28 protein-coding genes and 2 pseudogenes are annotated in these 25,348 nt (G+C 53.1%); 17 read left to right on the top strand and 13 right to left on the bottom strand.

Features of this window, described 5'->3' with window-relative positions; all coding sequences use genetic code 11:
- The first annotated feature begins 20 nt into the window (after nucleotides 1–20).
- Genes HV314_RS24265 through HV314_RS24240 form a run of 6 tightly spaced genes read left to right on the top strand, consistent with a single transcriptional unit; the run spans nucleotide 21 to nucleotide 4,651 of the window.
- The gene (locus tag HV314_RS24265) at nucleotides 21–650 is read left to right on the top strand and encodes a phage baseplate assembly protein V (RefSeq protein ID WP_023276962.1); all 630 of its coding nucleotides are present in this window, start codon (nucleotides 21–23) and stop codon (nucleotides 648–650) included.
- Nucleotides 647–1,009, top strand: a complete 363-nt coding sequence (locus HV314_RS24260) for a GPW/gp25 family protein (protein ID WP_000108899.1) — start codon at nucleotides 647–649, stop codon at nucleotides 1,007–1,009. Before HV314_RS24265 ends, HV314_RS24260 begins: the two co-directional genes overlap by 4 nt.
- The gene (locus HV314_RS24255) at nucleotides 1,006–1,917 is read left to right on the top strand and encodes a baseplate assembly protein (protein ID WP_181546903.1); all 912 of its coding nucleotides are present in this window, start codon (nucleotides 1,006–1,008) and stop codon (nucleotides 1,915–1,917) included. Before HV314_RS24260 ends, HV314_RS24255 begins: the two co-directional genes overlap by 4 nt.
- A complete protein-coding gene (locus HV314_RS24250) occupies nucleotides 1,910–2,524 on the top strand; it encodes a phage tail protein I (RefSeq protein WP_181546901.1) in 615 nt (204 codons plus the stop codon). The genes HV314_RS24255 and HV314_RS24250 overlap by 8 nt, the downstream gene beginning before the upstream one ends.
- Nucleotides 2,514–4,043 (top strand): phage tail-collar fiber domain-containing protein, encoded by a 1,530-nt coding sequence (locus HV314_RS24245; protein ID WP_181546899.1) that lies wholly within the window; start codon nucleotides 2,514–2,516, stop codon nucleotides 4,041–4,043. Before HV314_RS24250 ends, HV314_RS24245 begins: the two co-directional genes overlap by 11 nt.
- Nucleotides 4,043–4,651: a tail fiber assembly protein gene (locus tag HV314_RS24240; RefSeq protein ID WP_181546896.1), complete on the top strand. Its 609-nt coding sequence runs from the start codon at nucleotides 4,043–4,045 to the stop codon at nucleotides 4,649–4,651. Before HV314_RS24245 ends, HV314_RS24240 begins: the two co-directional genes overlap by 1 nt.
- On the opposite strand, the gene HV314_RS24235 is transcribed toward HV314_RS24240, so the two are convergent.
- Together HV314_RS24235 and HV314_RS24230 are read right to left on the bottom strand one after the other, a co-directional pair.
- Nucleotides 4,623–5,222, bottom strand: coding sequence for a tail fiber assembly protein (locus HV314_RS24235; protein WP_181546894.1), 600 nt, complete (start codon nucleotides 5,220–5,222; stop codon nucleotides 4,623–4,625). The two genes, HV314_RS24240 and HV314_RS24235, sit on opposite strands and share 29 nt — an antisense overlap.
- Nucleotides 5,222–5,674 carry a phage tail protein gene (locus HV314_RS24230; protein ID WP_181546892.1) on the bottom strand — a complete coding sequence of 151 codons (453 nt, stop codon included), beginning with the start codon at nucleotides 5,672–5,674 and terminating at the stop codon, nucleotides 5,222–5,224. The genes HV314_RS24235 and HV314_RS24230 overlap by 1 nt, the downstream gene beginning before the upstream one ends.
- An 89-nt stretch (nucleotides 5,675–5,763) precedes the next feature.
- Here HV314_RS24230 and HV314_RS24225 point away from each other — a divergent pair, with 89 nt between their 5' ends.
- Nucleotides 5,764–6,345 carry a recombinase family protein gene (locus HV314_RS24225; protein ID WP_021567694.1) on the top strand — a complete coding sequence of 194 codons (582 nt, stop codon included), beginning with the start codon at nucleotides 5,764–5,766 and terminating at the stop codon, nucleotides 6,343–6,345.
- A gap of 106 nt (nucleotides 6,346–6,451) precedes the next feature.
- On the opposite strand, the gene HV314_RS24220 is transcribed toward HV314_RS24225, so the two are convergent.
- From HV314_RS24220 to HV314_RS24195, 6 genes are read right to left on the bottom strand one after another with little or no spacing between them, the layout of a single operon-like run.
- Nucleotides 6,452–6,901, bottom strand: a complete 450-nt coding sequence (locus tag HV314_RS24220) for a phage tail protein (RefSeq protein WP_000979934.1) — start codon at nucleotides 6,899–6,901, stop codon at nucleotides 6,452–6,454.
- Nucleotides 6,902–6,911: 10 nt separating this feature from the next.
- A complete protein-coding gene (locus tag HV314_RS24215) occupies nucleotides 6,912–9,845 on the bottom strand; it encodes a phage tail tape measure protein (protein WP_181546890.1) in 2,934 nt (977 codons plus the stop codon).
- The gene (locus HV314_RS27465; protein ID WP_322928566.1) at nucleotides 9,846–9,920 is read right to left on the bottom strand and encodes a GpE family phage tail protein; all 75 of its coding nucleotides are present in this window, start codon (nucleotides 9,918–9,920) and stop codon (nucleotides 9,846–9,848) included. It lies immediately after the preceding gene.
- Between the two features lie 50 nt (nucleotides 9,921–9,970).
- Nucleotides 9,971–10,306 carry a hypothetical protein gene (locus tag HV314_RS24205; protein WP_000047593.1) on the bottom strand — a complete coding sequence of 112 codons (336 nt, stop codon included), beginning with the start codon at nucleotides 10,304–10,306 and terminating at the stop codon, nucleotides 9,971–9,973.
- A gap of 14 nt (nucleotides 10,307–10,320) precedes the next feature.
- Nucleotides 10,321–10,836, bottom strand: a complete 516-nt coding sequence (locus HV314_RS24200; RefSeq protein WP_001207579.1) for a phage major tail tube protein — start codon at nucleotides 10,834–10,836, stop codon at nucleotides 10,321–10,323.
- Between the two features lie 12 nt (nucleotides 10,837–10,848).
- On the bottom strand, nucleotides 10,849–12,042 hold the full coding sequence (locus HV314_RS24195) for a phage tail sheath subtilisin-like domain-containing protein (RefSeq protein WP_181546888.1): 1,194 nt from the start codon (nucleotides 12,040–12,042) through the stop codon (nucleotides 10,849–10,851).
- Nucleotides 12,043–12,199: 157 nt separating this feature from the next.
- On the opposite strand from HV314_RS24195, the gene HV314_RS24190 reads away from it, so the two are divergent.
- Together HV314_RS24190 and HV314_RS24185 are read left to right on the top strand one after the other, a co-directional pair.
- The gene (locus tag HV314_RS24190) at nucleotides 12,200–13,318 is read left to right on the top strand and encodes a phage late control D family protein (RefSeq protein ID WP_154850620.1); all 1,119 of its coding nucleotides are present in this window, start codon (nucleotides 12,200–12,202) and stop codon (nucleotides 13,316–13,318) included.
- Nucleotides 13,319–13,366: 48 nt separating this feature from the next.
- Complete coding sequence (locus HV314_RS24185; RefSeq protein WP_001251454.1) at nucleotides 13,367–13,609, top strand: ogr/Delta-like zinc finger family protein; 243 nt, start codon at nucleotides 13,367–13,369, stop codon at nucleotides 13,607–13,609.
- A 32-nt stretch (nucleotides 13,610–13,641) separates the two neighbouring features.
- On the opposite strand, the gene HV314_RS24180 is transcribed toward HV314_RS24185, so the two are convergent.
- On the bottom strand, nucleotides 13,642–14,355 hold the full coding sequence (locus HV314_RS24180) for a hypothetical protein (protein WP_088902869.1): 714 nt from the start codon (nucleotides 14,353–14,355) through the stop codon (nucleotides 13,642–13,644).
- A gap of 286 nt (nucleotides 14,356–14,641) precedes the next feature.
- On the opposite strand from HV314_RS24180, the gene fieF reads away from it, so the two are divergent.
- From fieF to HV314_RS24145, 7 genes and pseudogenes are all read left to right on the top strand, one after another.
- Nucleotides 14,642–15,544 carry a CDF family cation-efflux transporter FieF gene (gene fieF, locus HV314_RS24175; RefSeq protein WP_016155246.1) on the top strand — a complete coding sequence of 301 codons (903 nt, stop codon included), beginning with the start codon at nucleotides 14,642–14,644 and terminating at the stop codon, nucleotides 15,542–15,544.
- Nucleotides 15,545–15,729: 185 nt separating this feature from the next.
- Nucleotides 15,730–16,692: a 6-phosphofructokinase gene (gene pfkA / locus HV314_RS24170; protein WP_003028778.1), complete on the top strand. Its 963-nt coding sequence runs from the start codon at nucleotides 15,730–15,732 to the stop codon at nucleotides 16,690–16,692.
- 206 nt (nucleotides 16,693–16,898) lie between these two features.
- Complete coding sequence (gene sbp / locus HV314_RS24165; RefSeq protein WP_016155247.1) at nucleotides 16,899–17,888, top strand: sulfate/thiosulfate ABC transporter substrate-binding protein Sbp; 990 nt, start codon at nucleotides 16,899–16,901, stop codon at nucleotides 17,886–17,888.
- Nucleotides 17,889–17,992: 104 nt separating this feature from the next.
- A pseudogene (locus HV314_RS24160) lies at nucleotides 17,993–18,272 on the top strand (CDP-diacylglycerol diphosphatase); the annotation flags it as partial.
- A gap of 66 nt (nucleotides 18,273–18,338) precedes the next feature.
- Nucleotides 18,339–19,490 (top strand): IS30-like element IS30 family transposase, encoded by a 1,152-nt coding sequence (locus HV314_RS24155; RefSeq protein WP_001254932.1) that lies wholly within the window; start codon nucleotides 18,339–18,341, stop codon nucleotides 19,488–19,490.
- Nucleotides 19,489–19,965: pseudogene (locus HV314_RS24150) on the top strand (CDP-diacylglycerol diphosphatase); the annotation flags it as partial. The gene HV314_RS24155 and the pseudogene HV314_RS24150, both read left to right, overlap by 2 nt.
- Nucleotides 19,966–20,038: 73 nt before the next feature.
- Nucleotides 20,039–21,343, top strand: a complete 1,305-nt coding sequence (locus tag HV314_RS24145; RefSeq protein WP_016155249.1) for an SLC13 family permease — start codon at nucleotides 20,039–20,041, stop codon at nucleotides 21,341–21,343.
- 81 nt (nucleotides 21,344–21,424) lie between these two features.
- Here HV314_RS24145 and tpiA read toward each other — a convergent pair whose 3' ends face one another.
- A complete protein-coding gene (tpiA, locus tag HV314_RS24140; protein WP_003028783.1) occupies nucleotides 21,425–22,192 on the bottom strand; it encodes a triose-phosphate isomerase in 768 nt (255 codons plus the stop codon).
- A gap of 111 nt (nucleotides 22,193–22,303) precedes the next feature.
- Nucleotides 22,304–22,900, bottom strand: a complete 597-nt coding sequence (locus HV314_RS24135; RefSeq protein ID WP_016155250.1) for a YiiQ family protein — start codon at nucleotides 22,898–22,900, stop codon at nucleotides 22,304–22,306.
- A gap of 100 nt (nucleotides 22,901–23,000) precedes the next feature.
- Between HV314_RS24135 and HV314_RS24130 the strand changes: the two genes are divergently transcribed.
- Nucleotides 23,001–23,432 carry a DUF805 domain-containing protein gene (locus HV314_RS24130; RefSeq protein WP_046276397.1) on the top strand — a complete coding sequence of 144 codons (432 nt, stop codon included), beginning with the start codon at nucleotides 23,001–23,003 and terminating at the stop codon, nucleotides 23,430–23,432.
- Nucleotides 23,433–23,470: 38 nt separating this feature from the next.
- On the opposite strand, the gene fpr is transcribed toward HV314_RS24130, so the two are convergent.
- A complete protein-coding gene (gene fpr / locus HV314_RS24125; protein WP_049040560.1) occupies nucleotides 23,471–24,217 on the bottom strand; it encodes a ferredoxin--NADP(+) reductase in 747 nt (248 codons plus the stop codon).
- 95 nt (nucleotides 24,218–24,312) lie between these two features.
- Complete coding sequence (glpX, locus tag HV314_RS24120) at nucleotides 24,313–25,323, bottom strand: class II fructose-bisphosphatase (RefSeq protein ID WP_016155253.1); 1,011 nt, start codon at nucleotides 25,321–25,323, stop codon at nucleotides 24,313–24,315.
- Between the last annotated feature and the right edge of the window lie 25 nt (nucleotides 25,324–25,348).

Genomic DNA, 25,348 nt, shown 5'->3' with positions numbered 1-25,348 from the left:
CAAGGGAAACAGTCAGCACTATGAATTTAAACGAACTCTATCGCCTTATCTGCAATCTCGCCCGCATTGGCACCGTGCTGGAAGTGGACACGAAAAAGTATCTTGCACGCGTCGAAACCGGCGAGAACAAAACCGACTGGATCCGCTGGGCAGTGCCGCGCGCCGGTGAAGCCGTGACGTGGTGGGCGCCGACAGTGGGCGAACAGGTTTATATTTTGTGCCCCTGCGGTGAGATGGAAACGGCATTCATTGCCGGAAGCCTTTACAGCGAAGACGCACCGCCGCCAGATGCTGGCGCTACCACCTGCGTGATCCTGCACCCGGATGGCGCCCGTATCTCATATGACCCGGAGGCCAGCGCGCTGGTTGTCAGCGGGGTGAAAACGGCAAGCGTCACCGCGTCGGAATCCATTACCGCCACCGTGCCGGTGGTAACTGTCAAGGCAGATACGCGCGTTACCCTGGACACGCCGGAAGTGGTCTGCACCAACAAGCTGATCACCGCCACGCTGGAAGTGCAAAAGGGCGGGGAAATGAAGGGCAATATTACCCATTCAGGTGGATCGCTTTCGTCTAATGGTGTCGTTGTCCATTCTCACAAACATAGCGGCGTCCAGTCCGGTGGTAGTAATACAGGTGGCCCGGTATGAGTACAGTCCGTTACAGCGGCATGAATGCCAGTTCAGGCCATGCCATCACCGACAACGAGCATATAGCGCAGTCTATCGGCGATATTCTGTTAACGCCGATCGGTTCCCGTGTAATGCGCCGCGCTTACGGTTCACAGCTTTTCAACCTGATAGATCAGCCGGTCGATAACGCCATAACGAAGCTGCGCGTTATGTCTGCCATCTACAGCGCCCTGTATTTATGGGAACCGCGGATCTCTCTGACCAGTATCACCCTGAGCGCGCCGGGTGCCGGTCGGCTGGTTGCCACTATCCAGGCCAATCGCACCGACAATCAGACGCCATTTAACGCCGATATCACATTGAGGGGCCAGGCATGAGCGGCACGATCGATTTATCGCAGCTACCGCCGCCCGTGGTGGTTGAACCGCTGGACTTCGAAACGCTTTTCGCGCAGCGCAAGGCCGCATTTGTTGCGATGTACCCGGAAGATGAGCAGGAAGAGATCGCCCGCACGCTTGAGCTTGAATCGGAGCCGATCACCATGCTGCTGGAAGAGAATTGCTATCGCGAATTGCTGTTGCGCCAGCGGGTGAATGAAGCGGCCCGCGCGGTGATGCTGGCTTATTCCACGGATAGCGATTTGGATAATCTGGCGGTCAATTTCAACGTTGAACGTCTGACCATTCAGGAAGAAGACGACAGCGTTACCCCGCCAATTGAAGCCGTGATGGAGTCAGACGCGGATTTACGCACGCGTACCCAGCAGGCTTTTGAAGGTCTGAGCGTGGCAGGGCCAACGGCGGCATATGAGTTTTGGGGGCGTTCGGCTGACGGGCGCGTAGCTGATATTTCGGCGGTCAGTCCTACGCCTGCCTGCGTCACCATTTCGGTGCTGTCGCGTGAGGGTGACGGAACGGCCAGCGATGATCTGCTTTCTGTGGTCGCTGCTGCCCTGAACGATGAAGAGGTGCGCCCGGTGGCCGACAGGGTAACGGTGCAGTCTGCGGAGATCGTGCCGTACCAGATTGATGCAACGCTTTACATCTATCCGGGGCCGGAAGCGGAACCCGTCCGGCAGGCATCGGAACAGCAGTTACAGGCGTATATTGCCGCGCAGAATCGCTTAGGTCGTGATATCCGCCTTTCGGCTATCTATGCCGCCCTGCACGTCGAAGGCGTCCAGCGCGTTGAACTGGCGCAGCCTGTTGCGGATATCGTGCTGAGTGACTACCAGGCATCGCACTGCACCGAATACACCATAACGGTGGGTGGTTACGATGAGTAATGACCTGTTACCACCCAGCGCCAGCCGAATGGAGCGAGTCGCCGCGCGCGTCTGTGCGTCGTTGGGTGAAGTGCCTGTGCCGCTGCGCCAGTTGTGGAACCCGTGGACGTGTCGGGCTGATCTGCTGCCCTATCTGGCGTGGGCCTTCTCCGTTGATCGATGGGATGAGGCCTGGCCGATTAGCACGAAGCGTAAGGCGGTGGCCGATGCGTTCTACCTGCATAAGTACAAGGGTACAACGGGCGCCATGCGCCGGGTTGTGGAGCCGTTCGGCTTCTTCATCCGGGTTAACGAGTGGTGGAACATCGACACCGCACCGGGCACCTTCACGCTGGATATTGGCGTGGAAGACCAGGGCATTAGTGAAGAAACCTATCAGGAGCTTGAACGCCTGATCGCCGATGTGAAGCCGTGCAGCCGTCATATGCTGGGAATGTCTCTTCACCTGCAAACAACCGGCGAATTGTATATCGGCGCGGGCAGTTATTCCGGCGATACGCTGACCGTATACCCGTATTTCCCTGAAACCATAGCCGTGGGTGGTGATGATTACACCGGGGCGGCAATCCATTTAATTGACATCGTGGAGATCGCAAGTGGCGACTAAATATTATGCCGTGCTAACCAATGTGGGCGCGGCGAAACTGGCAAATGCCACGGCATTGGGTGCGCAGGTTGAAATCACCCAGATGGCTGTAGGCGATGGTAACGGCGTGTTGCCGACGCCGAACCCGGCACAAACGGCGCTGGTTCATGAGCTGCGCCGCAAGCCGCTTAATAGTCTGAGCATTGACCCGAATAACGCCAACCAGATTATTGCCGAGCAGGTGATACCTGAAGACGAGGGCGGGTGGTGGATCCGTGAAATCGGTTTATTCGATAAAGACGGCGATATGATTGCCGTAGCCAACTGTGCGGAAACGTATAAGCCGCAGTTACAGGAGGGAAGCGGGCGCGTACAGGTTGTACGCATGATCCTGATTGTCAGCAGCACCGCTGCCGTAACGCTGAAAATCGACCCTGCTGTAGTGCTGGCAACCCGCAAGTATGTGGATGACAAGGCACTGGAGCTGAAGGTGTACGCGGATGATCAGATGGCAAAACATCTTGCCGCACCGGACCCGCATTCACAGTACGCGCCAAAAGCCAGCCCGACATTTACCGGAACCCCCAAAGCGCCAACGCCAGCGGCGGGGAATAATACCACGCAGGTTGCGACCACTGCGTTTGTACAGGCGGCACTGACGGCCCTTATTAATGGTGCGCCAGCCACGCTGGACACGCTGAAAGAAATAGCCGCAGCCATTAACAATGATCCGAATTTCAGTACCACCATTAACAATGCGCTGGCACTAAAAGCACCGTTGTCGAGTCCGGCACTCACCGGAACGCCAACAGCCCCCACGGCGGCGCAGTCGGTCAACAATACACAGATTGCCACTACGGCTTTTGTGAAATCGGCGATTGCGGCAATGGTGGGTTCTGCACCTGCGGCACTGGATACACTGAACGAACTGGCGGCGGCGCTGGGGAATGACCCGAACTTTGCCACGACAATGCTTAATGCACTGGCAGGTAAACAACCGCTGGACAATACGCTGACTAATTTGAGTGGAAAGGATGTAGCTGGTCTTCTCGCATACCTTGGTTTAGGGGAAGGCTCTGCATTGCCTGTCGGTGTACCTGTTCCATGGCCGTCAGCAACACCGCCGACAGGGTGGCTAAAATGCAACGGAGCAGCGTTCACAGCCTCCCAATACCCTAAACTTGCTCAGGCCTATCAGGCACTCAGACTGCCTGATTTACGCGGGGAGTTTATCCGTGGATGGGATGACGGGCGCGGGGTTGATGCAGGTCGCGGGCTACTGAATGCTCAGTCGGGAATGCTGGAGAAACACAGGCATTTTATTGTCGCGAATACTGTTTATGAAGAAACCGACGAATGGGATATCGGTGCAATTGTTAAATCAACTTATGCTCAGGGGCGAGGGATTGACGCATCAACAAACGGTGGAACCTTAATAGCCAATCCAACTCTGCATACAAAAGGTCGTGTCGGCAATACCGGCGGCGCTGAGACTCGTCCGCGCAACATCGCATTTAACTACATTGTGAGGGCTGCATAATGTCGAAAGCTGAATTGAATAAAGAGCTGATTGCAACGGTTGCCGGTAATATCAACGTGTTTAACTACGATGGTGATACACGCGAATATCTGTCTTCATCCATCGAATATCTCGCCCAGGGGGTCGGAATTCCGGCAAATTCCTGCATTGATGAACCAGGCGAAAAAAAGGAGGGTTTTGCCATTTGCCGGACGGCTGATTTTACCGCGTGGGAATATATAGCCGATCATCGTGGTGAAACAGTTTATAGCACTGAAACAGGTGAAGCGCTTGCCATCACTGTGCCTGGCGATTATCTGGAGAGCACTACTACGCTGGCACCTGCCACGCCATACGATACGTGGAACGGCAGTGAGTGGGTAACGGATACCGAAGAACAGCATATTGCAGATGTGAAAGCAGCAGAACAGCAAAAATCAGCTTTCTTAGCTGAAGCACAGGCTGCGATTAGTCTATGGCAGACAGAACTACAGTTAGGCATTATCAGTGATAAAGATAAGGCCAGCCTGATACTCTGGCTGACCTACATAAAGGAATTGCAGGCGGTCGTTCCTGACGCTGCACCAGGTATCAAATGGCCTACACCTCCGGTTGGACAGGCCAGTTAATATCAGGAGCCGTCGAAATATCGACGGCTTTAACCGCAGTTTTATAAGCCATCCACGACGACAGTTTCTTTTTGTTTTCTTCGCTGATATCACCGAGCATCAGTTCCACTCGCCAGTCGGAGGTTAGTTCATCCACCTGAGCGATGAGCATTTGCCGGTGTTGTTCTGCATCTGCAATATCGCCTTGAAGTTTTGCGTCAGCATCCGTGACCCATTTATCTCCGTCCCATTTATCATACGGTGATGCTGGAGCTATGGGGGTTGTATGTTTGGGATAATCCCCCAGTACCGTCACTTCAACCTGTTGCATTGTCTCTGTGTTATAAACGGTTTGCCCTCTGTGATCGGTGATATATTCCCATGATGAACGGTCTGCTGTGCGACAAATGGCGAAACCGATTTTGCTTTCGCTTGGCGCATCAATGCATGAATTAGCCGGAATTCCGACCCCCTGGGCCAGATATTCGATGGATGAAGACAGATATTCTCGTGTTTCGCCATCGTAGTTGTAGACGGTGATTTCCCCTGCCACCGAGGCTATAAGTTCATTGTTTAGTTTTGCCTGCGTCATTATGCGGCCCTCACGATGTAGTTAAATGCGATGTTACGCGAGCGGGTTTCTGTCGCAGTACGAACTGCACGAGATGCATCAAATGACCAATTTGTCGCTCCGTAACCCGTACTCCCGTCTGATGGCGCAAGCCCTACAGACAATAATGACGCACTATCCTGACGAAATGGCCCAGAATATACGGTATCTTTAAACAGTTGCGTCCTACCAAAAGAACCAACAATATTTTGAATAGCATCGGACTGAGTCGAAAGCAGACCACGCCCTGAATCCACACCACGCGCATCATCCCAACCACGGATAAACTCCCCGCGAAGATCTGGCAGTTTGAGGGATGGGTAGGCCAGTGCCAGTTTCGGGTACTGGGAAGCCGTGAACGCTGCTCCGTTGCATTTTAGCCACCCTGTCGGCGGTGTTGCTGACGGCCATGGAACAGGTACACCGACAGGCAATGCAGAGCCTTCCCCTAAACCAACGTTTTTGAAAATGCATAATTATTAGCCGAATGGCATGATTTATCGTTTTAAAGGAATGAAAAACCATGCTTATTGGATATGTGCGCGTATCAACAAATGACCAGAACACGGCTTTGCAACGTGATGCGCTTGAGCGGTCAGGATGTGAGCTAATTTTTGAAGATAAAATGAGCGGGAGAACAGCGGAAAGGCCAGGGCTTAAAAAATTACTAAAGCGCCTTTCTCCAGAAGATACGCTTGTTGTCTGGAAGCTGGATCGTCTTGGGCGGAGTATGCGGAACTTGGTCATTCTGGTGGAGGAACTAAAGCAACGTTCCGTGAACTTCCGCAGCCTGACTGACAGTATTGATACCTCAACACCAATGGGGCGTTTCTTTTTTCATGTTATGGGAGCACTGGCAGAGATGGAGAGAGAATTGATTGTCGAGCGTACGCGTGCAGGACTGGTGGCCGCTCGCGCGCAGGGAAGGATCGGCGGTAGACGTCCAAAACTAACACCAGAACAATGGGCGCAGGCGGGTAGGTTAATAGCGGCAGGGGAATCGCGCCGGAGGGTTGCCATAATTTATGATGTTGGGATATCTACGCTTTACAAAAAATTCCCAGCGACCAGAGATAAGAATTCCGGCACGCATGGCCGGTTATAACCGTGCTGGCCGTGTGTATCGAGTACGGTCACTTTTAACGGTGCTGTAGCACGGTCAGTTATGGTGGTGTATTACGGAAGACGAAGCGGGCAATGGCCCGCTTTTCTTATATCGAAAGGTTGGTTTTCACCAGAGAGAACAGATCGTCTGTGGTCGTTTCAGCCAGCTTTTCCCGTATGTCCTCGCTTACCCGTTTCAGGTTGAGCGTAAAATCAATTTTCTTTGCCTTCCCGTCCTTAAAAAACTCAGTCCGGTTTTGCGTGATCTGCTCAATTACATACATGCCGTAGATCCTGCCTGTGCCTTCTATCAGGGGCCACGGGCGCCCGGAAAAAGCCATAGTTTCCAGCATGACAAGCGACACATCACCGCCGCTTATTTCGGGGTACAGCGTGCCGCTGAGTACGAACGGTTCTTCATCAGCGCCGATGAACTGATAGCGCGGGGATTTTCCCACGCGATCGTTTTTGACATGCCGCCAGGAGTTGGTTTTATTCGCACTCTGGTAAGGCGTGGTTTGCAGTGAAAAGGGGAACATCCCCAGAATCATCATCATGATATTGCCCTTAGACGTGATCGGTCAGTTGGGAACGCTTGCGCCGGTCGGCCTGCTGCTTCGCTAACGCAAGTTCTTCGCGCACGCGCCTGATAATGGTTTCTTCATCCAGTTTCTGGCCGCTAAAGTCGAAGTTAAGGTTATATACATCGCCACCCGGTGCTGGCATCAGCGCAGCGACGGAAGCCGCAGACGGCGACGCCGAAACGGGCACCCGTGCGGCGGGCTTCTCAACCTGCCACGGCGTAACGGAAGCGATCAGCGATCCGGCCTGCTGCGTCACCCAATCCGTAAGGGATGGTAGCTGGCGCTGCGCCTGCTTAAGCGGTTCCGAATATCCGCCCCGGATCGGGATATAGGGCTGCTTATTCTTGAAGACGATTTCGCCGGGGCCGTCTTTTGCCGCCATTTTTCCCGTGTTGTCTGCGATTTTATCCAGACTCTTGCTCATCTTCGGCGTTAAGTTTGGCGCTCCCATAAGGTCTGGGATGCCAACTGGCTTCGGCGTTATTGGTGGTTTTGGCGGTTTAGGTTGGTTTGGTTTATCCGGTGACCACTGCCAATCCTTTTTAACCATTTTCTTTTGCTGCGGATCCCACTCCCAGACAACGGGATCTTTTTTAAGGCTTTCTGCTTTGGCGTTTGCTGCATCAAGTCCAGCAGGAATTAGATCAAGTTTCTCCAGTACCCAGCCGACACCCTCCATCAGTTTTTGTAGCGGCCAAAGCAAACCGCTTATTGCAGTACCCAGAACCCTCCCAAATGTTTCGCCAACAGTAGTGCAAGTTTCTAGCGCATCGCTGGAAAATTTGATCGGTTCAAGCAATTTTGTAAACCAATCCCAAACGCCGCTAATAGCGGAGCCTATCGCGTCAAAGATTGGGGCTAATGGAGCGAAAACAGCGTTGAAAGCATCAAATACAGGTTGTAAGCCCGTCATGATGCCGTTAAAGAAACCAGTGAAAAATGCCTGTATTGGTTCCCAGAATTTAATGACGGCCACTGCTGCCGCAGCAAAGAGCGCAATCAGCCCCCAGACGGGCGCAGAAATACCAGCCAGTAGAGTGATAAGCGGGCCGAATACCATGCGGCAGGCGCTTAACAATGCCTGCATAGGCGAGCCAGCAAGCCACTGGAACGCACCACCCAGGCGCATTACTCCACCAGTCAGCCGCGCTATTCCTCCTTCACCGGCCAACGTGGTAAAGCTGAGGCGCACAAGTGCCATCGGGCCGAGTACTGCACCCAGCGCCAGCATAAGCGTACCCAGCACCGTGAGAATGGCACCAATCGCCGCGACGGTCTTCATGATGGCGGCAACCAGTACCGGGTTGGCTTCAATCCAGCCCCGGATTGATTGCAGGACGCCGCCGACTGATTTCATGATCGCCATCATCGGCCCGCGCATGGTTTCGCCCAGCGCGCTGAAATTGTTGCCAAACTCCGCTTTAGTTATCTGCCACTGTGATGAAAGGGAACCTTTATCAATATCGGATTCCCGCTTCATGGAGCCTTTCGCCGCGGTGCCGTGGGTCAATTCTAGTTGTCTGCGCAGCTCAGGAAGGTTGTTGGCTACCTTTCTTACTGCCATGGCATACTCATCACCAAAAAGCTGAGTAAGAACGTTTAGCTGTTTGTCGTCGTCAAGCTTTTTGGTGGCCTCCATGACCGCCATGATGGTGCCCATGGCGTCTTTTGCCATGTTCTTCTGCACCTTCTCCGCGCTTAGCCCCAAAGCGTCCAGACCTTCCATAAACCGATCCGGTTGCACCATGGCGTTACCCAGCTCGCGCACCATCGCTTTAACAGCAGTGCCAGCAGTCTCCGCGCCTTCACCAAGGCTTAGAAATGTAGACCCTAATGCCGCCGCGTTCTTATAGCCGAGCTGATCGGCGGTTCCGCCCACTCGCAACAGAACGTCAATTATTTCGGAGCCTTTTGATTTGGCGTTATCGTCAAGATAGTTAATGGCGTCGCCTAATTCGCCAATATTCTGTATCGGTACTTTGTAAAGGCCTGCAATCTTACCCAGACTTTCCGACAACTGATCGGCAGGTAGCTCAAACGCTTTTGAGGCCATGGCGGCGGTGTTGGCAAAATTCAGCAGATCTTTTTTCTGCTTCTGCCATGGATCATCGCTGTTAGCCACACCCATACGTGCGCCGCCCTCTACCAGCGCGGCATAATCAACCGCCCCGTTGGGCATAGGCAGATTTTCGGAGGCGTCTTTTATGGCCTTTTGCATCTCAGCAAACTGAGCCGTGCGGTTGCCGTTATCATCGCGCAGACCATTCACCTGTTTGGATACGCCCTTCATGGCGTCTTCTAGGCTGCTGTAACTCTTGATGGCGGCGACGACAGGAGCCACTATCGCCGCGCCAGTCGCCGCAGTCTTCATGCCAGTGCTTTGCAGCTTCTCACCGGTTTCTTTAGCGCGGTTGTAACGGGCCTGCGCCTGGTTTACAGCGTCAAGCCGTCGCTGCTGTTCGGCAAGCTGGCGATTGTATTGCGCAGTGCGCTGGTTGATCTGTTCCGTCGCCCGGCTGGCGCTGCTGATCGCAATGCCTTCGCTGTAGAAGCTGGCGCGCAACTGGTTAAGCTGCGTCTGCTCGCCTTTCTGCTGCTGGGTTAACTGGCGAATGGCTGCACGTTGCTGATTGAGGGCGGCAACCTGTTCGGCGCTGCGCTGGCGTAACGGGCCATAAGCCGCCGCCATTTGCCGGGCCTGTTCTTTCGCCTGGGCCAGTTGTTCGGTGGTTTTTTTATTGGCTGCGGTGAGGCGGTCAAAGCTGGTTGCCTGACGCTCGAGCCCTTTAATGCTGGTTTTGGTCTGATTGATTTGAGACGCCAACGCGGCGGCACTCTGGCGCGCCGCGTTGACAGGGCGGGACATATTATTCAGGGCGCTGAATGCCACCCTGATATTTAAATTGCGGTCTGCCATTTAGTGATCTCCACCACTGCGCGCAGCCGCCTGATCACGCCATAACAGTATTTCCTGTACCGTCATGGCGTCCATCTCTACCGGCCGCCAGTGGAATATGACGGCGATATCTGCCATCAGGTCTTCTATGCGTTCGCAGGGGCATCGGATGATTCGTTGCCCGTATCCGTCGCGGTCAGATCCGAAGAGGGTTGCAAAAAATCAACCACCGCGTTGGCTAACTGGCAAAAATCCCAGGTATCCATTCGGGCAATCTCATCGGCGGTTAATGCCGGAGCGGTAACGCGGGGCAGCAGAATAACTAGCGCGTCATAGTTGGACGTCAGCACGTCATAGGCTTTTAAGCCGCGCAGTGATCCAGCCTGTTTAAGCACGGAAGTGATCGCCACTTCGGTGATTTTGGTCTTACCGCGCGTAATAGGGGCGGTAAGAATAACGGTGTTTTCTTTGGTCTTGCTCATGGTGCCGGGTTTCCTTATAAGCCGATGTTAGCGCGGTGTTTTTCCAGCACATCCACACCGGCAACTTTGTAGATCATGTTGAGCACATCAATTTCGATAATTTCTTCGCTATTGATGGTCAGCTTGTAATAGGTGTTTTTCAGGGTGTACTTATGCGAAGTATCATCCCCAACCTTTGCCGAACCGGGATCTAGTTCAGTGAAGCGGCCACGCGTCTGGATTTCGCACGGTACGGCGTCGCCGGTCGCATCGTCCTGGTAAGAGCCAGCAAAGCGCACCTGCATTCCGTCCGCAGTGGTAACGCCCCATTTTTTCATTAGCCCGGCATCCATGCCGCCCAGCGTGATATCCATATCCAGGGCGCCAGCGTCGAAGCCCAGATCCACCGCAACCGAACCCGGCATACCGCCCGCCTGGTAGTCTTCGGTTTTTTTGGTGAGTTTGGCGGGGGTGATTTCCGGCACCATGCCGAAGTAGTTATCCCCGTCAAAGAACATATTGAAATATTTGAGTTTCTTAGGCAGTGCCATAAGCGCCCCCGGTTAGTTATTCACTGCGCTGGAAAACGTAGCGAAATATTCGTCGGTGAACTCCTGTACCAGGCTGAGATTTTCCAGCGGTGGAACAGGGGTGTAGTTGTACTTAATGGTCAGTTGACCATTGCGCAGGGTTTCCGAGGTATTCGGTTCCGGGTCATACCAGCAGCGGGCGCCCAGCAGCTTGCCAGCCGTCACATATGAGGTCAGCTTCTTATTGATGCCGTCCACAATGTCCTTTACCAGCGACGGGGTAAGCGGTTTATCAACATAGGCGAAATGGGCTTCGGCGACGGTATCCGCAACGATCTGCGCGGTTCGGGTATAGCTTTCGAAGATATACGTTTCCGCGTCGCAGGTGCGCGATCCCCAGATGCGGTAGCCGTCCTGCTTGATCAGCGTGGTAACGCCTGCTGCGTTCAGTTCGTCGGCGTCGGTATCGGTGCCCTGTAACGTGAAATAGATATCCCGATCCATCCCCAGCACGTTATTAACGGGAACGTTGGAAATGGTTTTATGCCAGCCCTGCGTTGCGTCGATTTTGGCGCGCATCCCAACAGCATGGGCACCCACGGGTACGGTGGCATTGGCCCCGGCGTTGGTGTCGTAGCAGATGAAATTAGGCCAGATGACCATCATTTCACGCTGTGCAAACTGTTCGCGGTAGGTCTTCGCTTCGGCAATCGTATTGCAGCCGTTCGCGGCTACATATGCGAACGCGCGCAGTTTTTCCGCAATGACACCGAGTTGTGCGGCTACTGCTTCCGTATCAAGTCCGGGAACAGCCAGTACACGCGGGCGCACGCCTACGCGCATTTCGGCAGACAGCAGCGCGTACATGCCGGTAAAGCGCCCGTTTGCATCGGTGCCGCCAATAACCAGTTGATCCTGTGTCTGTGCGGTGCCGCCTTCTGGTGGGACAATTTTTGACGCATCGGCAACGCGGATCACAATGGTTTGCGGGCTGGTCTGGTCTGAAATCGCTTTCAGGGTGGTAAACAGGGTGCCGGTTTTGCCTGCCTTGCCCAGCATGTTAGCCACGCGGGTGATCAGTACAGGGGTATCCAGCGGGAACGCGTCTTCGTCCGCATCATCAGCGGTGCAGACAACGCCGATCACCGCCGAATCAATGTCGGTGATCATCGTGCTAAGGTCGGTGGTTTCCGTGACGGTTACACCGTGATGGTGGTTAGTGGCCATGTATTTGCCTCGCCAGTTTAATGACTGCGAATATCATTGCGGCAATGGCAGGCCGATGCGATGAATAAGGGTTGTCAGCAACCTGCAACAATGACGGGGCGTTGTTCATGCGCGCGCGCGTGGCGACGATGTACCCCATCATGATGAAGGGGTTGATATGGACACGACAGAAAACCGATATTCGCCGCGCCCGGCGTTCAGTATTGAAATTGAAGGTAATCAGCTTACGGCGCTGGATAACCGGCTGATCTCCCTTTCCCTGACAGATAACCGGGGCTTTGAAGCGGACACGCTGGATCTGACTCTGGATGATGCAGACGGGCAGGTAGCATTACCACCACGCGGCGCAAAGATATCGGTGGCGCTGGGCTGGGATAATGATCCATTGGTTTTTAAGGGCGTCTATACGGTTGACGAGATCGGACACGCTGGCCCGCCTGACCAGCTAACGATCAGTGCCAGAAGCGCAGATTTCCGCGATACCTTCAACGTGAAGAGGGAATATAGCTGGCACGATATTACCGTGGGGGATGTGGTCGCCAGCATTGCCAGCCGCTACGATCTGCGTGCGGGCGTCAGCGAAGAACTGGCGAAGATTGAGATAGACCACGCCGATCAGACGAGTGAATCAGATATCAGCTTCTTAACGCGCATGGCCGAAATGTTGGGCGCGGTGGCAACCATTAAAAACGGTATGCTTCTGTTTATCACGCCGGGAAAGGGAGTGACGCAGAGCGGCAAGCCGCTGCCGGTGATCGAGATAGTCCGGTCAAGCGGTGATAAACATAGCTTTAACGTAGCTGACCGCGACGCGTACACGGGCGTAACTGCATACTGGCTTGATCTCAACTTTGGTAAAAAACCATCCACTACCGTGAAGAAAACAACCCGCAGGCGACGAACCAGCCAGGCCAAAAAGAAAGAGCCTGCATCCAGCAAAAAAGAGGGTGATTATCTGGCCGGGGCCGAAGGTAACGTTTTTGTTATCCGTAAAACCTTCAAGACGGAAAAGGCGGCGAAGCGTGCCGCTGCGGCTAAGTGGCGGGAGTTGCAGCGTGGAGCGGCGACGTTCAGCATCACCCTGGCGCGTGGCCGCGCAGATTTGTACCCGGAACAGCCCGCCAGCGTCTACGGCTTTAAGTCCACGATCGACAGTGGGAACTGGACGATAACGCGGTGTGTTCACGATATTGGCGGGGGAGGGTTTACCACGTCGCTGGAACTGGAAGTAAAAATCGACGACTGGACAGCGGAGAGTGACGATTCAATGTCTTAAGCGTTATACTTGCGTTGATATTAACCAGTCCTGAAAGGAGGCCCGCGTATGGCAATGCGCTGTCCTCGCTGCCGTGCAATAGCAAAAACCAGAACCAGCGTTGAGCTGAGTTTGCTTGTACGACGCAGCTATCACCAGTGTCAAAATATGTTGTGCGGGTACTGTTTCACCAGCATGACGGAAATAGACGGTTCACTAAACCAGACCCAGCCAGCGCCCGGCGCGATGGTGCCACAAGAAGCGTTTCCACGAAGTCACCACGGCGAAGATCAGTTATCGCTGGCGCTTTAAAAAAAAGAACCCGCCTTTTTGGCGGGTTTTTATTACTCAACGATTTTAATTATTTGCCCTGTTTTAATATCAACATCGGCAGAAATGGTCTGCTTAACTATTGCGCCGTATACGTTGCTACCGCGAAATGTCGTGCTGACGATGGCGTGAGGTGTATCTTTCAGTAAAAGGCGGTACGTTGTCTCAACGTGTTTATAAGAAGAATCGTCGTGCATGGTTTCTTTGATGCGGGCTTCTAAAGGCTTATAAGTACCATTCCAGTGGCTGAATTGATCTTCGAAGGTGTCGAAGTTGATGCGTTTAGAGAGTGAGCCGGGATTGTTATCGTAGTCGGTTTTGCACCAACCCAGAACCATACCCAACTGTAAGCCTTCGGATTTCGTGTAAGAATACTCGCTTACACAACTGTAAAAATCGCCTGCTGCTGTTTTGGTTAAGCCTGCAAATTCCGCGTAGTTGTCGATCCATTCATGGCGTTTTGCTTGTGTGCTTAATCTCCAGTCTTTCAGCGTTTGGGTTGCGAATTTATAAACCTTCTCTGGTTCAGGTTTTTTCTCTTGTGCGATAGTCGCAGTTTTTTGAGTCGGATATAAAACTGATCCAACAATTCCAGCCGCCAGGCAGATAACCAAGTAAACGGCAGATGAGCGTTTTCTGTTTGGCATAAGCACCAGTTTTGGGCTGATTAAACCCACCCAAAAGGCCAGACCGGCAACCGCTGCAATAATTGTGATAACTTTTTCCATTGAGAACCCTCCGTAGTGAGAGGGGTATTATTGTTTAGGGTGGACAAAAACGAAACAGCCAGACGGGTAAGGTCTGGCTGCTTCTTTGTCGAAGTGTAGTCAAAATGTAGACGAAGATTAGAATAAATCCTTTTATTCCAGTTTGTTACGTGCGGAATATCTTCACCATCCCTGTCTTCCCCCACATGATGTGGGGGTTTTTTTTGCCCAAAATTTGTCACTCGGTTATTGCCTGACTGTTTTACTTCATCCGTTATACTAGCGGCATATCCTGGCAGGAGTGTTTATGAATCAAACCTATGGGCGGCTGGTTAGCCGGGCGGCAATCGCGGCGACCGTGATGGCATCGCTGTTACTTTTGATCAAAATTTTTGCGTGGTGGTACACCGGATCGGTCAGTATTCTGGCAGCGCTGGTGGATTCTTTGGTGGACATCGCCGCGTCGTTAACCAACCTGTTGGTGGTGCGCTATTCTTTGCAACCGGCCGATGATGAACATACGTTCGGACACGGAAAAGCGGAATCGCTGGCGGCGCTGGCGCAAAGCATGTTTATTTCCGGTTCGGCGCTGTTTTTATTCCTGACCGGGATTCAGCATCTCATCCAACCCACGCCAATGAAAGATCCTGGCGTCGGGGTGGTTGTCACCATCATTGCGTTAGTGTGTACAATCATTCTGGTCTCGTTTCAGCGCTGGGTGGTGAAGCGCACGCAAAGTCAGGCCGTTAGGGCGGATATGCTTCATTATCAGTCTGATGTTATGATGAACGGTGCAATTCTCGTGGCGCTTGGGCTGGCATGGTACGGCTGGCATCGCGCAGATGCCTTGTTTGCGCTCGGGATTGGCATCTATATTTTATATAGTGCATTACGCATGGGTTATGAGGCGGTACAGTCTTTGCTGGATCGCGCTTTACCCGATGAAGAACGTCAGGAAATTATTGATATTGTGACGTCATGGCCTGGAGTCAGCGGCGCTCACGATCTTCGCACGCGGCAGTCAGGGCCGACCCGCTTTATTCAGATTCATTTGGAAATGGAAGATAATCTGCCGCTCGTTCAGGCGCATTTAGTGGCTGAACAGGTAGAGCAGGCAATTTTACGGCGTTTCCCGGGATCGGATGTCATCATTCATCAGGATCCCTGTTCGGTCGTACCCAAGGAAGGCAAGATGTTTGAGCTTTTATAATTCGTTGTAAAAAAAGTGAACCGGGCCAGCATTTTGTGTATAAATTACCACCATTTGGCCTGACCTGAATCAATTCAGCAGGAAGTGATTGTTATACTATCTGCATATTCGTTGGATCGTTTCGATATGCGGAATCGACTTCCGGCAGCAGATTTCATTTTGCATTCCAAAGTTCAGAGGTAGTCATGATTAAGAAAATCGGTGTGTTGACAAGCGGCGGTGATGCGCCGGGCATGAACGCAGCAATCCGTGGTGTTGTACGTGCAGCGTTGACGGAAGGGCTGGAAGTCATGGGGATCCATGATGGCTACCTGGGTTTGTATGAAGACCGTATGGTTCAACTTGACCGCTACAGCGTGTCCGACATGATCAACCGTGGCGGTACATTCCTCGGTTCTGCCCGCTTCCCGGAATTCCGCGACGAAAACGTGCGTGCCGTGGCTATCGAAAACCTGAAAAAGCGTGGCATTGACGCACTGGTTGTTATCGGTGGTGATGGTTCATACATGGGGGCAAAACGCCTGACTGAAATGGGCTTCCCATGCATCGGTCTGCCAGGCACTATCGACAACGATATCAAAGGCACCGACTACACCATCGGTTATTTCACCGCTCTGGGTACCGTAGTCGAAGCGATTGACCGTCTGCGTGATACCTCTTCTTCTCACCAGCGTATTTCCATCGTTGAAGTGATGGGCCGCTACTGTGGCGATCTGACTCTGGCTGCTGCCATTGCTGGTGGCTGTGAGTTCGTGGTGGTTCCGGAAGTGGAATTCAGCCGTGACGATCTGGTTGCTGAAATCAAAGCAGGCATCGCGAAAGGTAAAAAACACGCGATTGTGGCGATCACTGAGCACATGTGTGACGTTGACGAACTGGCGCATTACATCGAGAAAGAAACGGGTCGTGAAACGCGCTCAACCGTACTGGGTCACATCCAGCGTGGTGGTTCTCCGGTGCCTTACGACCGTATCCTGGCGTCCCGTATGGGCGCATATGCCATTGAACTGCTGTTGGCCGGTCACGGCGGTCGCTGTGTAGGTATTCAGAACGAGCAACTGGTTCACCACGACATCATCGACGCGATTGAAAACATGAAGCGTCCGTTCAAAGGTGACTGGCTGGACTGCGCGAAAAAACTGTACTGATTGTTTTTTCCGCGCCTGATGGCGCTAAGCGCATCAGGCCTACAGGTTGTAAAGACTTGTAGGCCTGATGAGCCGCTAACCACCATTCGGCACAATTCCCCGCATTTATTCCCCCAAGTTATAGCAAATCTTTTTTTATTCTTTAATGTTTGAATACCTTTCTGGCACGCTTTGCTCATCACAACACCACATAAGAGAGCTGGGCGATGAACAAATGGGGCGTAGGGTTAACATTATTGCTGGCATCGACCAGCGTTCTGGCAAAGGATATTCAGTTACTTAACGTATCGTACGATCCAACGCGTGAACTGTACGAGCAGTACAATAAGGCCTTCAGCGCGCACTGGAAGCAGGAAACGGGCGACAACGTCGTGATCCGCCAGTCGCACGGCGGTTCGGGTAAACAAGCGACCTCCGTCATTAACGGCATTGAAGCCGATGTCGTGACGCTGGCGCTGGCTTACGATGTGGATGCCATTGCTGAACGTGGTCGTATCGATAAAAACTGGATTAAGCGTCTGCCGGATAACTCCGCGCCATACACCTCCACCATCGTTTTCCTGGTCCGCAAAGGCAACCCCAAACAAATTCATGACTGGAACGATCTGATCAAACCAGGCGTGTCGGTCATTACGCCAAACCCGAAAAGCTCAGGCGGCGCACGCTGGAACTATCTGGCGGCATGGGGCTACGCCTTGCACCACAACAACAACGATCAGGCCAAGGCACAAGACTTCGTGAAGGCCCTGTATAAGAATGTTGAAGTGCTGGACTCCGGTGCGCGTGGCTCAACCAATACCTTCGTTGAACGCGGTATCGGTGATGTGCTGATCGCCTGGGAAAACGAGGCCCTGCTGGCGACAAACGAGCTGGGCAAAGACAAATTCGAGATAGTGACGCCGAGTGAATCTATCCTCGCGGAACCGACCGTTTCCGTGGTCGATAAAGTCGTGGAAAAGAAAGACACCAAAACGGTGGCGGAAGCCTACCTGAAATATCTCTACTCACCGGAAGGTCAGGAAATTGCAGCGAAAAACTACTATCGTCCGCGTGATGCAGACGTTGCGAAGAAATACGAAAATGCATTTCCGAAGCTGAAACTGTTCACCATCGACGAAGAGTTTGGCGGCTGGACGAAAGCGCAGAAAGAGCACTTCTCTAACGGTGGTACGTTTGACCAGATCAGTAAGCGCTAAATAAGTCTGTGATTTACCGACCCGGTGGCATAACGCGACCGGGTTTTTTATTTGTCATGGTTTTGCGTTACTCTTGCTCTTCAATGAGATACAGGGAACGCGTAATGAAAAAAGCAGGCTATCTTTTACTGGCGGTGATTGTAGTCGCCGCTGCTGCAGGTATCGGGTACTGGAAATTCACCGGCAACCCGGACGCATTACGCCAGATTGTTCTTCAGCAATGCCTGCCACACCAGTTGCAGCAGCAGGATCCTGCGCCGTGCGCAGAAGTGAAGCCAGATGCCGGATATGCGGTGTTCAAAGACCGAAATGGCCCTTTGCAATATTTGTTGATGCCCACTTACCGCATCAACGGTACAGAAAGCCCACTGCTGTTAAAATCAGGCACTGTAGATTCAATTGGTCAACGCAACAGTTATGTGAAAACATGGGGTTGCGGAGGTTTTTTGAATGAGACGAACATTTACAGCAGAGGAAAAAGCCTCTGTTTTTGAACTATGGAAGAACGGAACAGGCTTCAGTGAAATAGCGAATATCCTGGGTTCAAAACCCGGAACGATCTTCACTATGTTAAGGGATACTGGCGGCATAAAACCCCATGAGCGTAAGCGGGCTGTAGCTCACCTGACACTGTCTGAGCGCGAGGAGATACGAGCTGGTTTGTCAGCCAAAATGAGCATTCGTGCGATAGCTACTGCGCTGAATCGCAGTCCTTCGACGATCTCACGTGAAGTTCAGCGTAATCGGGGCAGACGCTATTACAAAGCTGTTGATGCTAATAACCGAGCCAACAGAATGGCGAAAAGGCCAAAACCGTGCTTACTGGATCAAAATTTACCATTGCGAAAGCTTGTTCTGGAAAAGCTGGAGATGAAATGGTCTCCAGAGCAAATATCAGGATGGTTAAGGCGAACAAAACCACGTCAAAAAACGCTGCGAATATCACCTGAGACAATTTATAAAACGCTGTACTTTCGTAGCCGTGAAGCGCTACACCACCTGAATATACAGCATCTGCGACGGTCGCATAGCCTTCGCCATGGCAGGCGTCATACCCGCAAAGGCGAAAGAGGTACGATTAACATAGTGAACGGAACACCAATTCACGAACGTTCCCGAAATATCGATAACAGACGCTCTCTGGGGCATTGGGAGGGCGATTTAGTCTCAGGTACAAAAAACTCTCATATAGCCACACTTGTAGACCGAAAATCACGTTATACGATCATCCTCAGACTCAGGGGCAAAGATTCTGTCTCAGTAAATCAGGCTCTTACCGACAAATTCCTGAGTTTACCGTCAGAACTCAGAAAATCACTGACATGGGACAGAGGAATGGAACTGGCCAGACATCTAGAATTTACTGTCAGCACCGGCGTTAAAGTTTACTTCTGCGATCCTCAGAGTCCTTGGCAGCGGGGAACAAATGAGAACACAAATGGGCTAATTCGGCAGTACTTTCCTAAAAAGACATGTCTTGCCCAATATACTCAACATGAACTAGATCTGGTTGCTGCTCAGCTAAACAACAGACCGAGAAAGACACTGAAGTTCAAAACACCGAAAGAGATAATTGAAAGGGGTGTTGCATTGACAGATTGAATCTACAACGCCGAACTTTTTCTGGTTGGCCTGGCAGGCGCGTAGCTTTATGAGCCAAAAATACGGCCACGAAATCCCTGACAAAGCGGTATCGCTGACCATTAACTCGCGTAGTGGGCGTACGCAAAATCATCTGCATATTCATATCTCCTGCCTGCGAACCGATGTCAGAAAACAGCTGGATGACAATCTAGCGAAAATCAGCACCCGCTGGCTGCCATTACCGGGTGGGCTGCGCGGTCATGAATATCTGGCGCGTCGCGTCACGGAAAATGAACTGGCGCAACGCAGCCCGTTTATGATGCTGGCAGAAGAGGTGCCGGATGCGCGTGAGCACATGGGCAGCTATGCGCTGGCGATGGTGCGTCAGAGCGATGAGTCCTTTGTCCTGCTGGCGACCCAGCGCAATCTGTTGTCGCTCAATCTCGCCTCCGCTGAGGAAATTCAGGATCATCAATGTGATATTCTGCGTTAACCCCACCTAATCTGGCATTTACTCCGCATGTCTGTCCCCGTATTCTTGTTGAAAAAAACAACAGGAGACAGGCATGTCGCTCTGGCTTACACACCCTCTGTTTATCCCCTCTCTGGTGGTTGGCATTACTATCTTGCTCTGGGCGACGTCGCTACTGCCGGAGTTTATAACGGCGCTGCTGTTCTTTGCCGTAGCAATGGTCGCCAAAATCGCACCTGCGGATGTGATCTTTGGCGGATTTGCGTCTTCGGCATTCTGGCTGGTCTTTAGTGGTTTTGTGCTGGGTATCGCGATTCGCAAAACGGGGCTGGCGGACAGGGCGGCGAGAGCGCTGTCATCGCGATTGACCGATTCCTGGCCGTTAATGGTGGCGAGCGTGGTGCTGCTCAGTTACGCGCTGGCGTTTGTGATGCCGTCCAATATGGGGCGTATTGCGCTGCTGATGCCGATTGTTGCCGCAATGGCGAAGCGTGCCGGAATTAACGAGGGTACGCGCGCCTGGTATGGTCTGGCGCTGGCCGTCGGGTTTGGGACGTTCCAGCTTTCCGCGACGATTTTACCCGCTAACGTGCCAAATCTGGTAATGAGCGGCGCGGCGGAAGGCTCTTACGGCATCCACCTCAATTATCTTCCCTATTTGCTGCTGCATACGCCGGTTCTGGGTTGGCTGAAAGGCGCGGTGCTCATCATGCTTATCTGCTGGCTGTTCCCTGGCAAGCCCCACGCACCGCGCGATCTCACGCCAGCGGAACCAATGAGCCGGGATGAAAAACGTCTGGCATGGATGCTAGCAGTGGTGCTGCTGCTGTGGGTAAGTGAAAGCTGGCACGGTATAGGGCCTGCGTGGACCGGGTTGGCGGCGGCGGTTATCACGCTGCTACCACGGGTTGGCTTTATCAATGGTGATGAGTTTTCCTCCGGGGTAAATATCAGGACCTGCATTTACGTGGCGGGGATTCTGGGGTTGGCAATCACCGTTACCCAGACCGGCATTGGCAGTGCAGTGGGCGAGGCGCTGTTACAGGTGATGCCGCTGGATGCGGAAAAACCATTTACCAGCTTTCTCGCGCTGACCGGCATTACCACCGCACTCAATTTTATTATGACGGCGAACGGCGTTCCGGCGCTGTATACCACTCTGGCGCAAAGTTTTGCCGATGCGACTGGGTTCCCGCTGCTGTCGGTAATTATGATTCAGGTATTGGGGTATTCCACACCGCTACTGCCGTATCAGGCTTCGCCGATTGTGGTGGCGATGGCGCTTGGGAAAGTGCCTGCGAGGGCGGGGATGCTGCTGTGTATTGCGCTGGCGACGGCAACATATCTGCTTCTTCTGCCGCTGGATTATCTGTGGTTTAGCGTGTTGGGTAAGTTGTAAAAAAAGCCCGGTAGCGCTAACGCTTACCGGGCCTACAGTCTTGGAGGACGGGTCAGCGAAGCGCTACCCGCCTCAACAGCATTACGCCTGTTTAGCCGCTTCTGCTGCTTTAACGATGACCGCGAAGGCATCTGCTTTCAGAGAAGCACCGCCAACCAGCGCGCCATCGATATCCGGCTGAGCGAACAGTTCTGCTGCGTTCGCTGCGTTTACGGAACCGCCGTACTGGATGATAACTTGTTCAGCGATTTTCGCGTCAGCTTTAGCAATGTGGTCACGAATGAATTTGTGAACAGCCTGAGCCTGAGCAGGAGTTGCAGATTTACCGGTACCGATAGCCCATACTGGTTCGTAAGCGATAACGACGCCTTCGAATGCTGCCGCGCCCTGAGTTTTCAGAACGGCGTCGATCTGACGTGCACAGACTTCTTCAGTTTTGCCCGCTTCGTTTTCTGCTTCGGTTTCACCGATGCACAGAACCGGAGTCAGACCTTGTTCTTTCAGCACGGCGAATTTTTTAGCGATCAGCTCGTCAGACTCTTTGTGGTAAGTACGACGCTCAGAGTGACCGATAATGATGTACTGCGCGCCGATATCTTTCAGCATTTCAGCGCTTGTTTCACCGGTAAATGCGCCAGACAGGTTCAGGTCAACGTTCTGCGCGCCCAGGATAATGTGGCTACCGGCAGCGGCGTGTTTCGCCAGGTCGATATACATTTCCGGCGGAGCGATTGCTACTGCACAGCCAGCAACGCCAGCCAGTTCTTTACGCAGATTAGCAACCAGTTCGTTTACCATGTGGCGGCTGCCGTTCAGTTTCCAGTTACCCATCACTAAAGGATGTCGCATTTCATTTCTCCACGCTTGTCAGCGAATTAAGGAATATGGCCGCCCGTCAGGGCAGCATGGTCTGTGAAACAGTATAGAGATTCGTCTGCGGAAAGGCTTTGCTTTTTGTCATCAATTCGCCTTCTCAAGACTTTCTGATAGTGCCAGCTTAATCGGTTCAACAGCGAAGGTCAGCCCTTTTTCACCGTTATCTGCCACAACATAGCGAATTGCGCCTTCTGTTTCGGCGTAATAGTGTTTACCTTTGCCGGCAGCGAGCAGTTTTTGCAGCTTTTTCTGGCTCTGCTCTTTCGTCAGTAGCGGCGCGACGGTACGAATGACGGCGGTCATGTATTCCAGCGCTTTCGCTTTGGCCGCCTTTTGTTCTGGTCCCTGAATCGGCAACCAGGTTATCTGCATACTTTTGATTTTTAGCGTGCCGCGCTCAAGGGCGGAGGACGCATACAGGTTTTCATTGATTTTACTGGCCGCGCGGGTGAGGTTTGCCCGATCGCGGCTGCTGTCGATGGCGCGGAACTCATTCAGGATAAGCTTCGGATTCTGCGTATTAAAGTTTTCGCGAAACTGGCTAATCGACAGGTCAAAGGTCGGCGCACCCGCCAGTAAATAGGGGGCCGTGGTTGCCGTCGATGGCTCTTCCGCCCGTGCCGCAACGCTCGCGGTGAAGGCTGAAAACAATAATAAAAACAGTGTAAATCCTTGCTTCATCAATCGTACCTTTCGTTATGACTGCTCACGATTAAAACGGTAACTGTCGGGCTTGTCAAAAGGGTAAACTGTTCTGGAAGGTAATAATAAAGGAACTTACATGACCATACAGCAGTGGTTATTCTCATTTAAAGGGCGCATCGGGCGCCGTGATTTCTGGATTTGGATAGGTCTGTGGATCGTCGGAATGCTGGTTCTGTTCTCGCTGGCGAGCAAGCAATTACTCGATATTCAGACTGCGGCATTTTGTCTGGTTTGTCTGCTATGGCCGACGGCGGCAGTGACGGTAAAACGCCTGCACGATCGGGGACGTTCTGGAGCGTGGGCGCTGCTGATGATTTTGGCGTGGATGCTGCTGGCCGGAAATTGGGCGGTGTTACCCGGCGTCTGGCAATGGGCGGTTGGTCGCTTTGTTCCGACGCTCATTCTGGTTGGTATGCTCATCGATCTGGGCGCGTTCGTTGGCACCCAGGACGAAAATAAATATGGTAAGGATACGCAGGACGTAAAGTACAAAGCCGAGCGCCAGTAGTTGCCGACCGGAGAAGCGCAAGCGCCTCCCGGCAACCCTCACCAGTAGTGCTCAGCAGTCATATGGCCCGGTCGACGGCGCAGATGTTTGGTCATCTGCCGGGTCTCTTTCAGCAGTTGCTGCGTGTCGCGTACCATTTGTGGATTTCCGCACAGCATCACATGGCTGGTTTCTTTATCCATTGGCAGCCCTACCGCCTTTTCCAGTTCACCGCTTTCAATCAGCGCCGGTACACGCCCGGTCAGCGAATCTACGGCTGTCTCACGGCTAACAACCGTCTGGATGCGTAATTTACCTTCGTAGCGCTTTTCCAGCGCCTGCATCAATGGCAGGTAGCTCAAATCGGCGGCATAGCGTGCGGCGTGAACCAGCACCAGATTTTTAAAGCGATCCAGGTCTTTGCCTAACTGCAGAATCGACAAATACGGGCCGATAGCCGTGCCGGTTGCCAGCATCCATAGCGTTTCGCAATCAGGGACTTCATCCAGCACGAAGAAACCAGCGGCCTCACTCACCACCTGAACTTCATCGCCAGGCTTTAGCGCCGCCAGTTGAGGGCTGAGTTTGCCGTCGGGAACCGTCACCAGATAAAATTCTAAGTCGGGGTTATCGGGCGCATTCACGTAGGAATAGGCGCGCTGGACGCGCTCACCGTCGATCTCAAGGCCAAGCTTGGTGAACTGACCTGCAGTGAAGGGAAGAACCGGAGCTCGCACGGTCAAACTAAACAGGGCATCGGTCCAGTTCTGCACCTTTGTGACTTTGCCTGTTACCCAATCTGCCATGGTTTTCTCCTGTCTGCTTTGATTGCCTTATCTTCGTTCGTTGGACGAAAGATTTCCAGCCCGGATGGGCTGGAAGGCTCTATTGATCAAATCAATTACAGGATGTGCGCCTGCACATCGGGATCTTTGCGATCGAGGTAGTGAATCGACTGAATGCGGCGGATCGTGCGCGATTTGCCGCGGATCAACAGCGTTTCGGTGGTTGCGATATTGCCTTTACGGCTAATCCCTTCCAGCAGATCGCCTTTGGTGATGCCGGTAGCGGAGAAAATGACGTTGTCGCTGCGCGCCATTTCATCCAGACGCAGCGCTTTGCCCGCTTCAATGCCCATCGCGGTGCAGCGGGCCAGTTCCTGTTCGCCAATACGACGGTTCTCTTCGCTATCGCCTTTGACGTCATGGCGCGCCAGCAGGCGGCCCTGCATGTCGCCGTCCAGCGCGCGGATGACGGCCGCGGAAACCACGCCTTCCGGAGCGCCGCCAATACCGTACAGCACGTCAACTTCGCTGTCTGGCATACAGGTCAGAATCGAGGCCGCAACGTCGCCGTCAGGAATGGCGAAGACGCGCACGCCCAGTTTCGCCATCTCTGCAATAACCTCGTCATGGCGTGGTTTTGCCAGGATGGTGACGGTCAGGTCACTCAGTGGTTTGTTCAGCGCGGCTGCAATGTTTCGCAGGTTGGTTTCCAGCGACAGGTTCAGGTCGATGGACCCTTTTGCGCCAGGGCCGACAATCAGCTTTTCCATGTACATGTCTGGCGCGTTCAGGAAACAGCCTTTATCGCCTACAGCCAGCACCGCCAGCGCATTCGCCTGGCCCATTGCCGTCATACGCGTGCCTTCGATAGGATCGACGGCGATGTCGACCGCATCACCGTGGCCGGTTCCGACTTTCTCGCCGATAAACAGCATCGGCGCTTCATCAATCTCACCCTCGCCAATCACGATGGTGCCGTCGATGTTGACCTGGTTGAGCATAATACGCATGGCGTTCACCGCCGCGCCATCAGCGGTATTTTTATCGCCGCGGCCCAGCCATTTATAGCCAGCCAGCGCGGCCGCTTCGGTCACGCGTGAAAATTCAATGGCAAGTTCTCGTCTCATTGCAAACTCGTAGCTGAAAGGAATG

The sequence above is a fragment of the Citrobacter sp. RHBSTW-00887 genome (assembly GCF_013728095.1).
GTDB classification, from domain to species: Bacteria; Pseudomonadota; Gammaproteobacteria; order Enterobacterales; family Enterobacteriaceae; genus Citrobacter; species Citrobacter braakii.
Note: the sequence above shows the minus strand (reverse complement) of the source record. Positions and strands in the feature narration are given on the sequence as shown.

Coding starts and splice junctions, on each gene's coding strand:
- HV314_RS24265 (WP_023276962.1), top strand. CDS start 21: ATGAATTTAAACGAACTCTATCGCCTTATCTGCAATCTCGCCCGCATT.
- HV314_RS24260 (WP_000108899.1), top strand. CDS start 647: ATGAGTACAGTCCGTTACAGCGGCATGAATGCCAGTTCAGGCCATGCC.
- HV314_RS24255 (WP_181546903.1), top strand. CDS start 1,006: ATGAGCGGCACGATCGATTTATCGCAGCTACCGCCGCCCGTGGTGGTT.
- HV314_RS24250 (WP_181546901.1), top strand. CDS start 1,910: ATGAGTAATGACCTGTTACCACCCAGCGCCAGCCGAATGGAGCGAGTC.
- HV314_RS24240 (WP_181546896.1), top strand. CDS start 4,043: ATGTCGAAAGCTGAATTGAATAAAGAGCTGATTGCAACGGTTGCCGGT.
- HV314_RS24235 (WP_181546894.1), bottom strand. CDS start 5,222: ATGACGCAGGCAAAACTAAACAATGAACTTATAGCCTCGGTGGCAGGG.
- HV314_RS24225 (WP_021567694.1), top strand. CDS start 5,764: ATGCTTATTGGATATGTGCGCGTATCAACAAATGACCAGAACACGGCT.
- HV314_RS24220 (WP_000979934.1), bottom strand. CDS start 6,901: ATGATGATGATTCTGGGGATGTTCCCCTTTTCACTGCAAACCACGCCT.
- HV314_RS24215 (WP_181546890.1), bottom strand. CDS start 9,845: ATGGCAGACCGCAATTTAAATATCAGGGTGGCATTCAGCGCCCTGAAT.
- HV314_RS24205 (WP_000047593.1), bottom strand. CDS start 10,306: ATGAGCAAGACCAAAGAAAACACCGTTATTCTTACCGCCCCTATTACG.
- HV314_RS24200 (WP_001207579.1), bottom strand. CDS start 10,836: ATGGCACTGCCTAAGAAACTCAAATATTTCAATATGTTCTTTGACGGG.
- HV314_RS24195 (WP_181546888.1), bottom strand. CDS start 12,042: ATGGCCACTAACCACCATCACGGTGTAACCGTCACGGAAACCACCGAC.
- HV314_RS24190 (WP_154850620.1), top strand. CDS start 12,200: ATGGACACGACAGAAAACCGATATTCGCCGCGCCCGGCGTTCAGTATT.
- HV314_RS24185 (WP_001251454.1), top strand. CDS start 13,367: ATGGCAATGCGCTGTCCTCGCTGCCGTGCAATAGCAAAAACCAGAACC.
- HV314_RS24180 (WP_088902869.1), bottom strand. CDS start 14,355: ATGGAAAAAGTTATCACAATTATTGCAGCGGTTGCCGGTCTGGCCTTT.
- fieF (WP_016155246.1), top strand. CDS start 14,642: ATGAATCAAACCTATGGGCGGCTGGTTAGCCGGGCGGCAATCGCGGCG.
- pfkA (WP_003028778.1), top strand. CDS start 15,730: ATGATTAAGAAAATCGGTGTGTTGACAAGCGGCGGTGATGCGCCGGGC.
- sbp (WP_016155247.1), top strand. CDS start 16,899: ATGAACAAATGGGGCGTAGGGTTAACATTATTGCTGGCATCGACCAGC.
- HV314_RS24155 (WP_001254932.1), top strand. CDS start 18,339: ATGAGACGAACATTTACAGCAGAGGAAAAAGCCTCTGTTTTTGAACTA.
- HV314_RS24145 (WP_016155249.1), top strand. CDS start 20,039: ATGTCGCTCTGGCTTACACACCCTCTGTTTATCCCCTCTCTGGTGGTT.
- tpiA (WP_003028783.1), bottom strand. CDS start 22,192: ATGCGACATCCTTTAGTGATGGGTAACTGGAAACTGAACGGCAGCCGC.
- HV314_RS24135 (WP_016155250.1), bottom strand. CDS start 22,900: ATGAAGCAAGGATTTACACTGTTTTTATTATTGTTTTCAGCCTTCACC.
- HV314_RS24130 (WP_046276397.1), top strand. CDS start 23,001: ATGACCATACAGCAGTGGTTATTCTCATTTAAAGGGCGCATCGGGCGC.
- fpr (WP_049040560.1), bottom strand. CDS start 24,217: ATGGCAGATTGGGTAACAGGCAAAGTCACAAAGGTGCAGAACTGGACC.
- glpX (WP_016155253.1), bottom strand. CDS start 25,323: ATGAGACGAGAACTTGCCATTGAATTTTCACGCGTGACCGAAGCGGCC.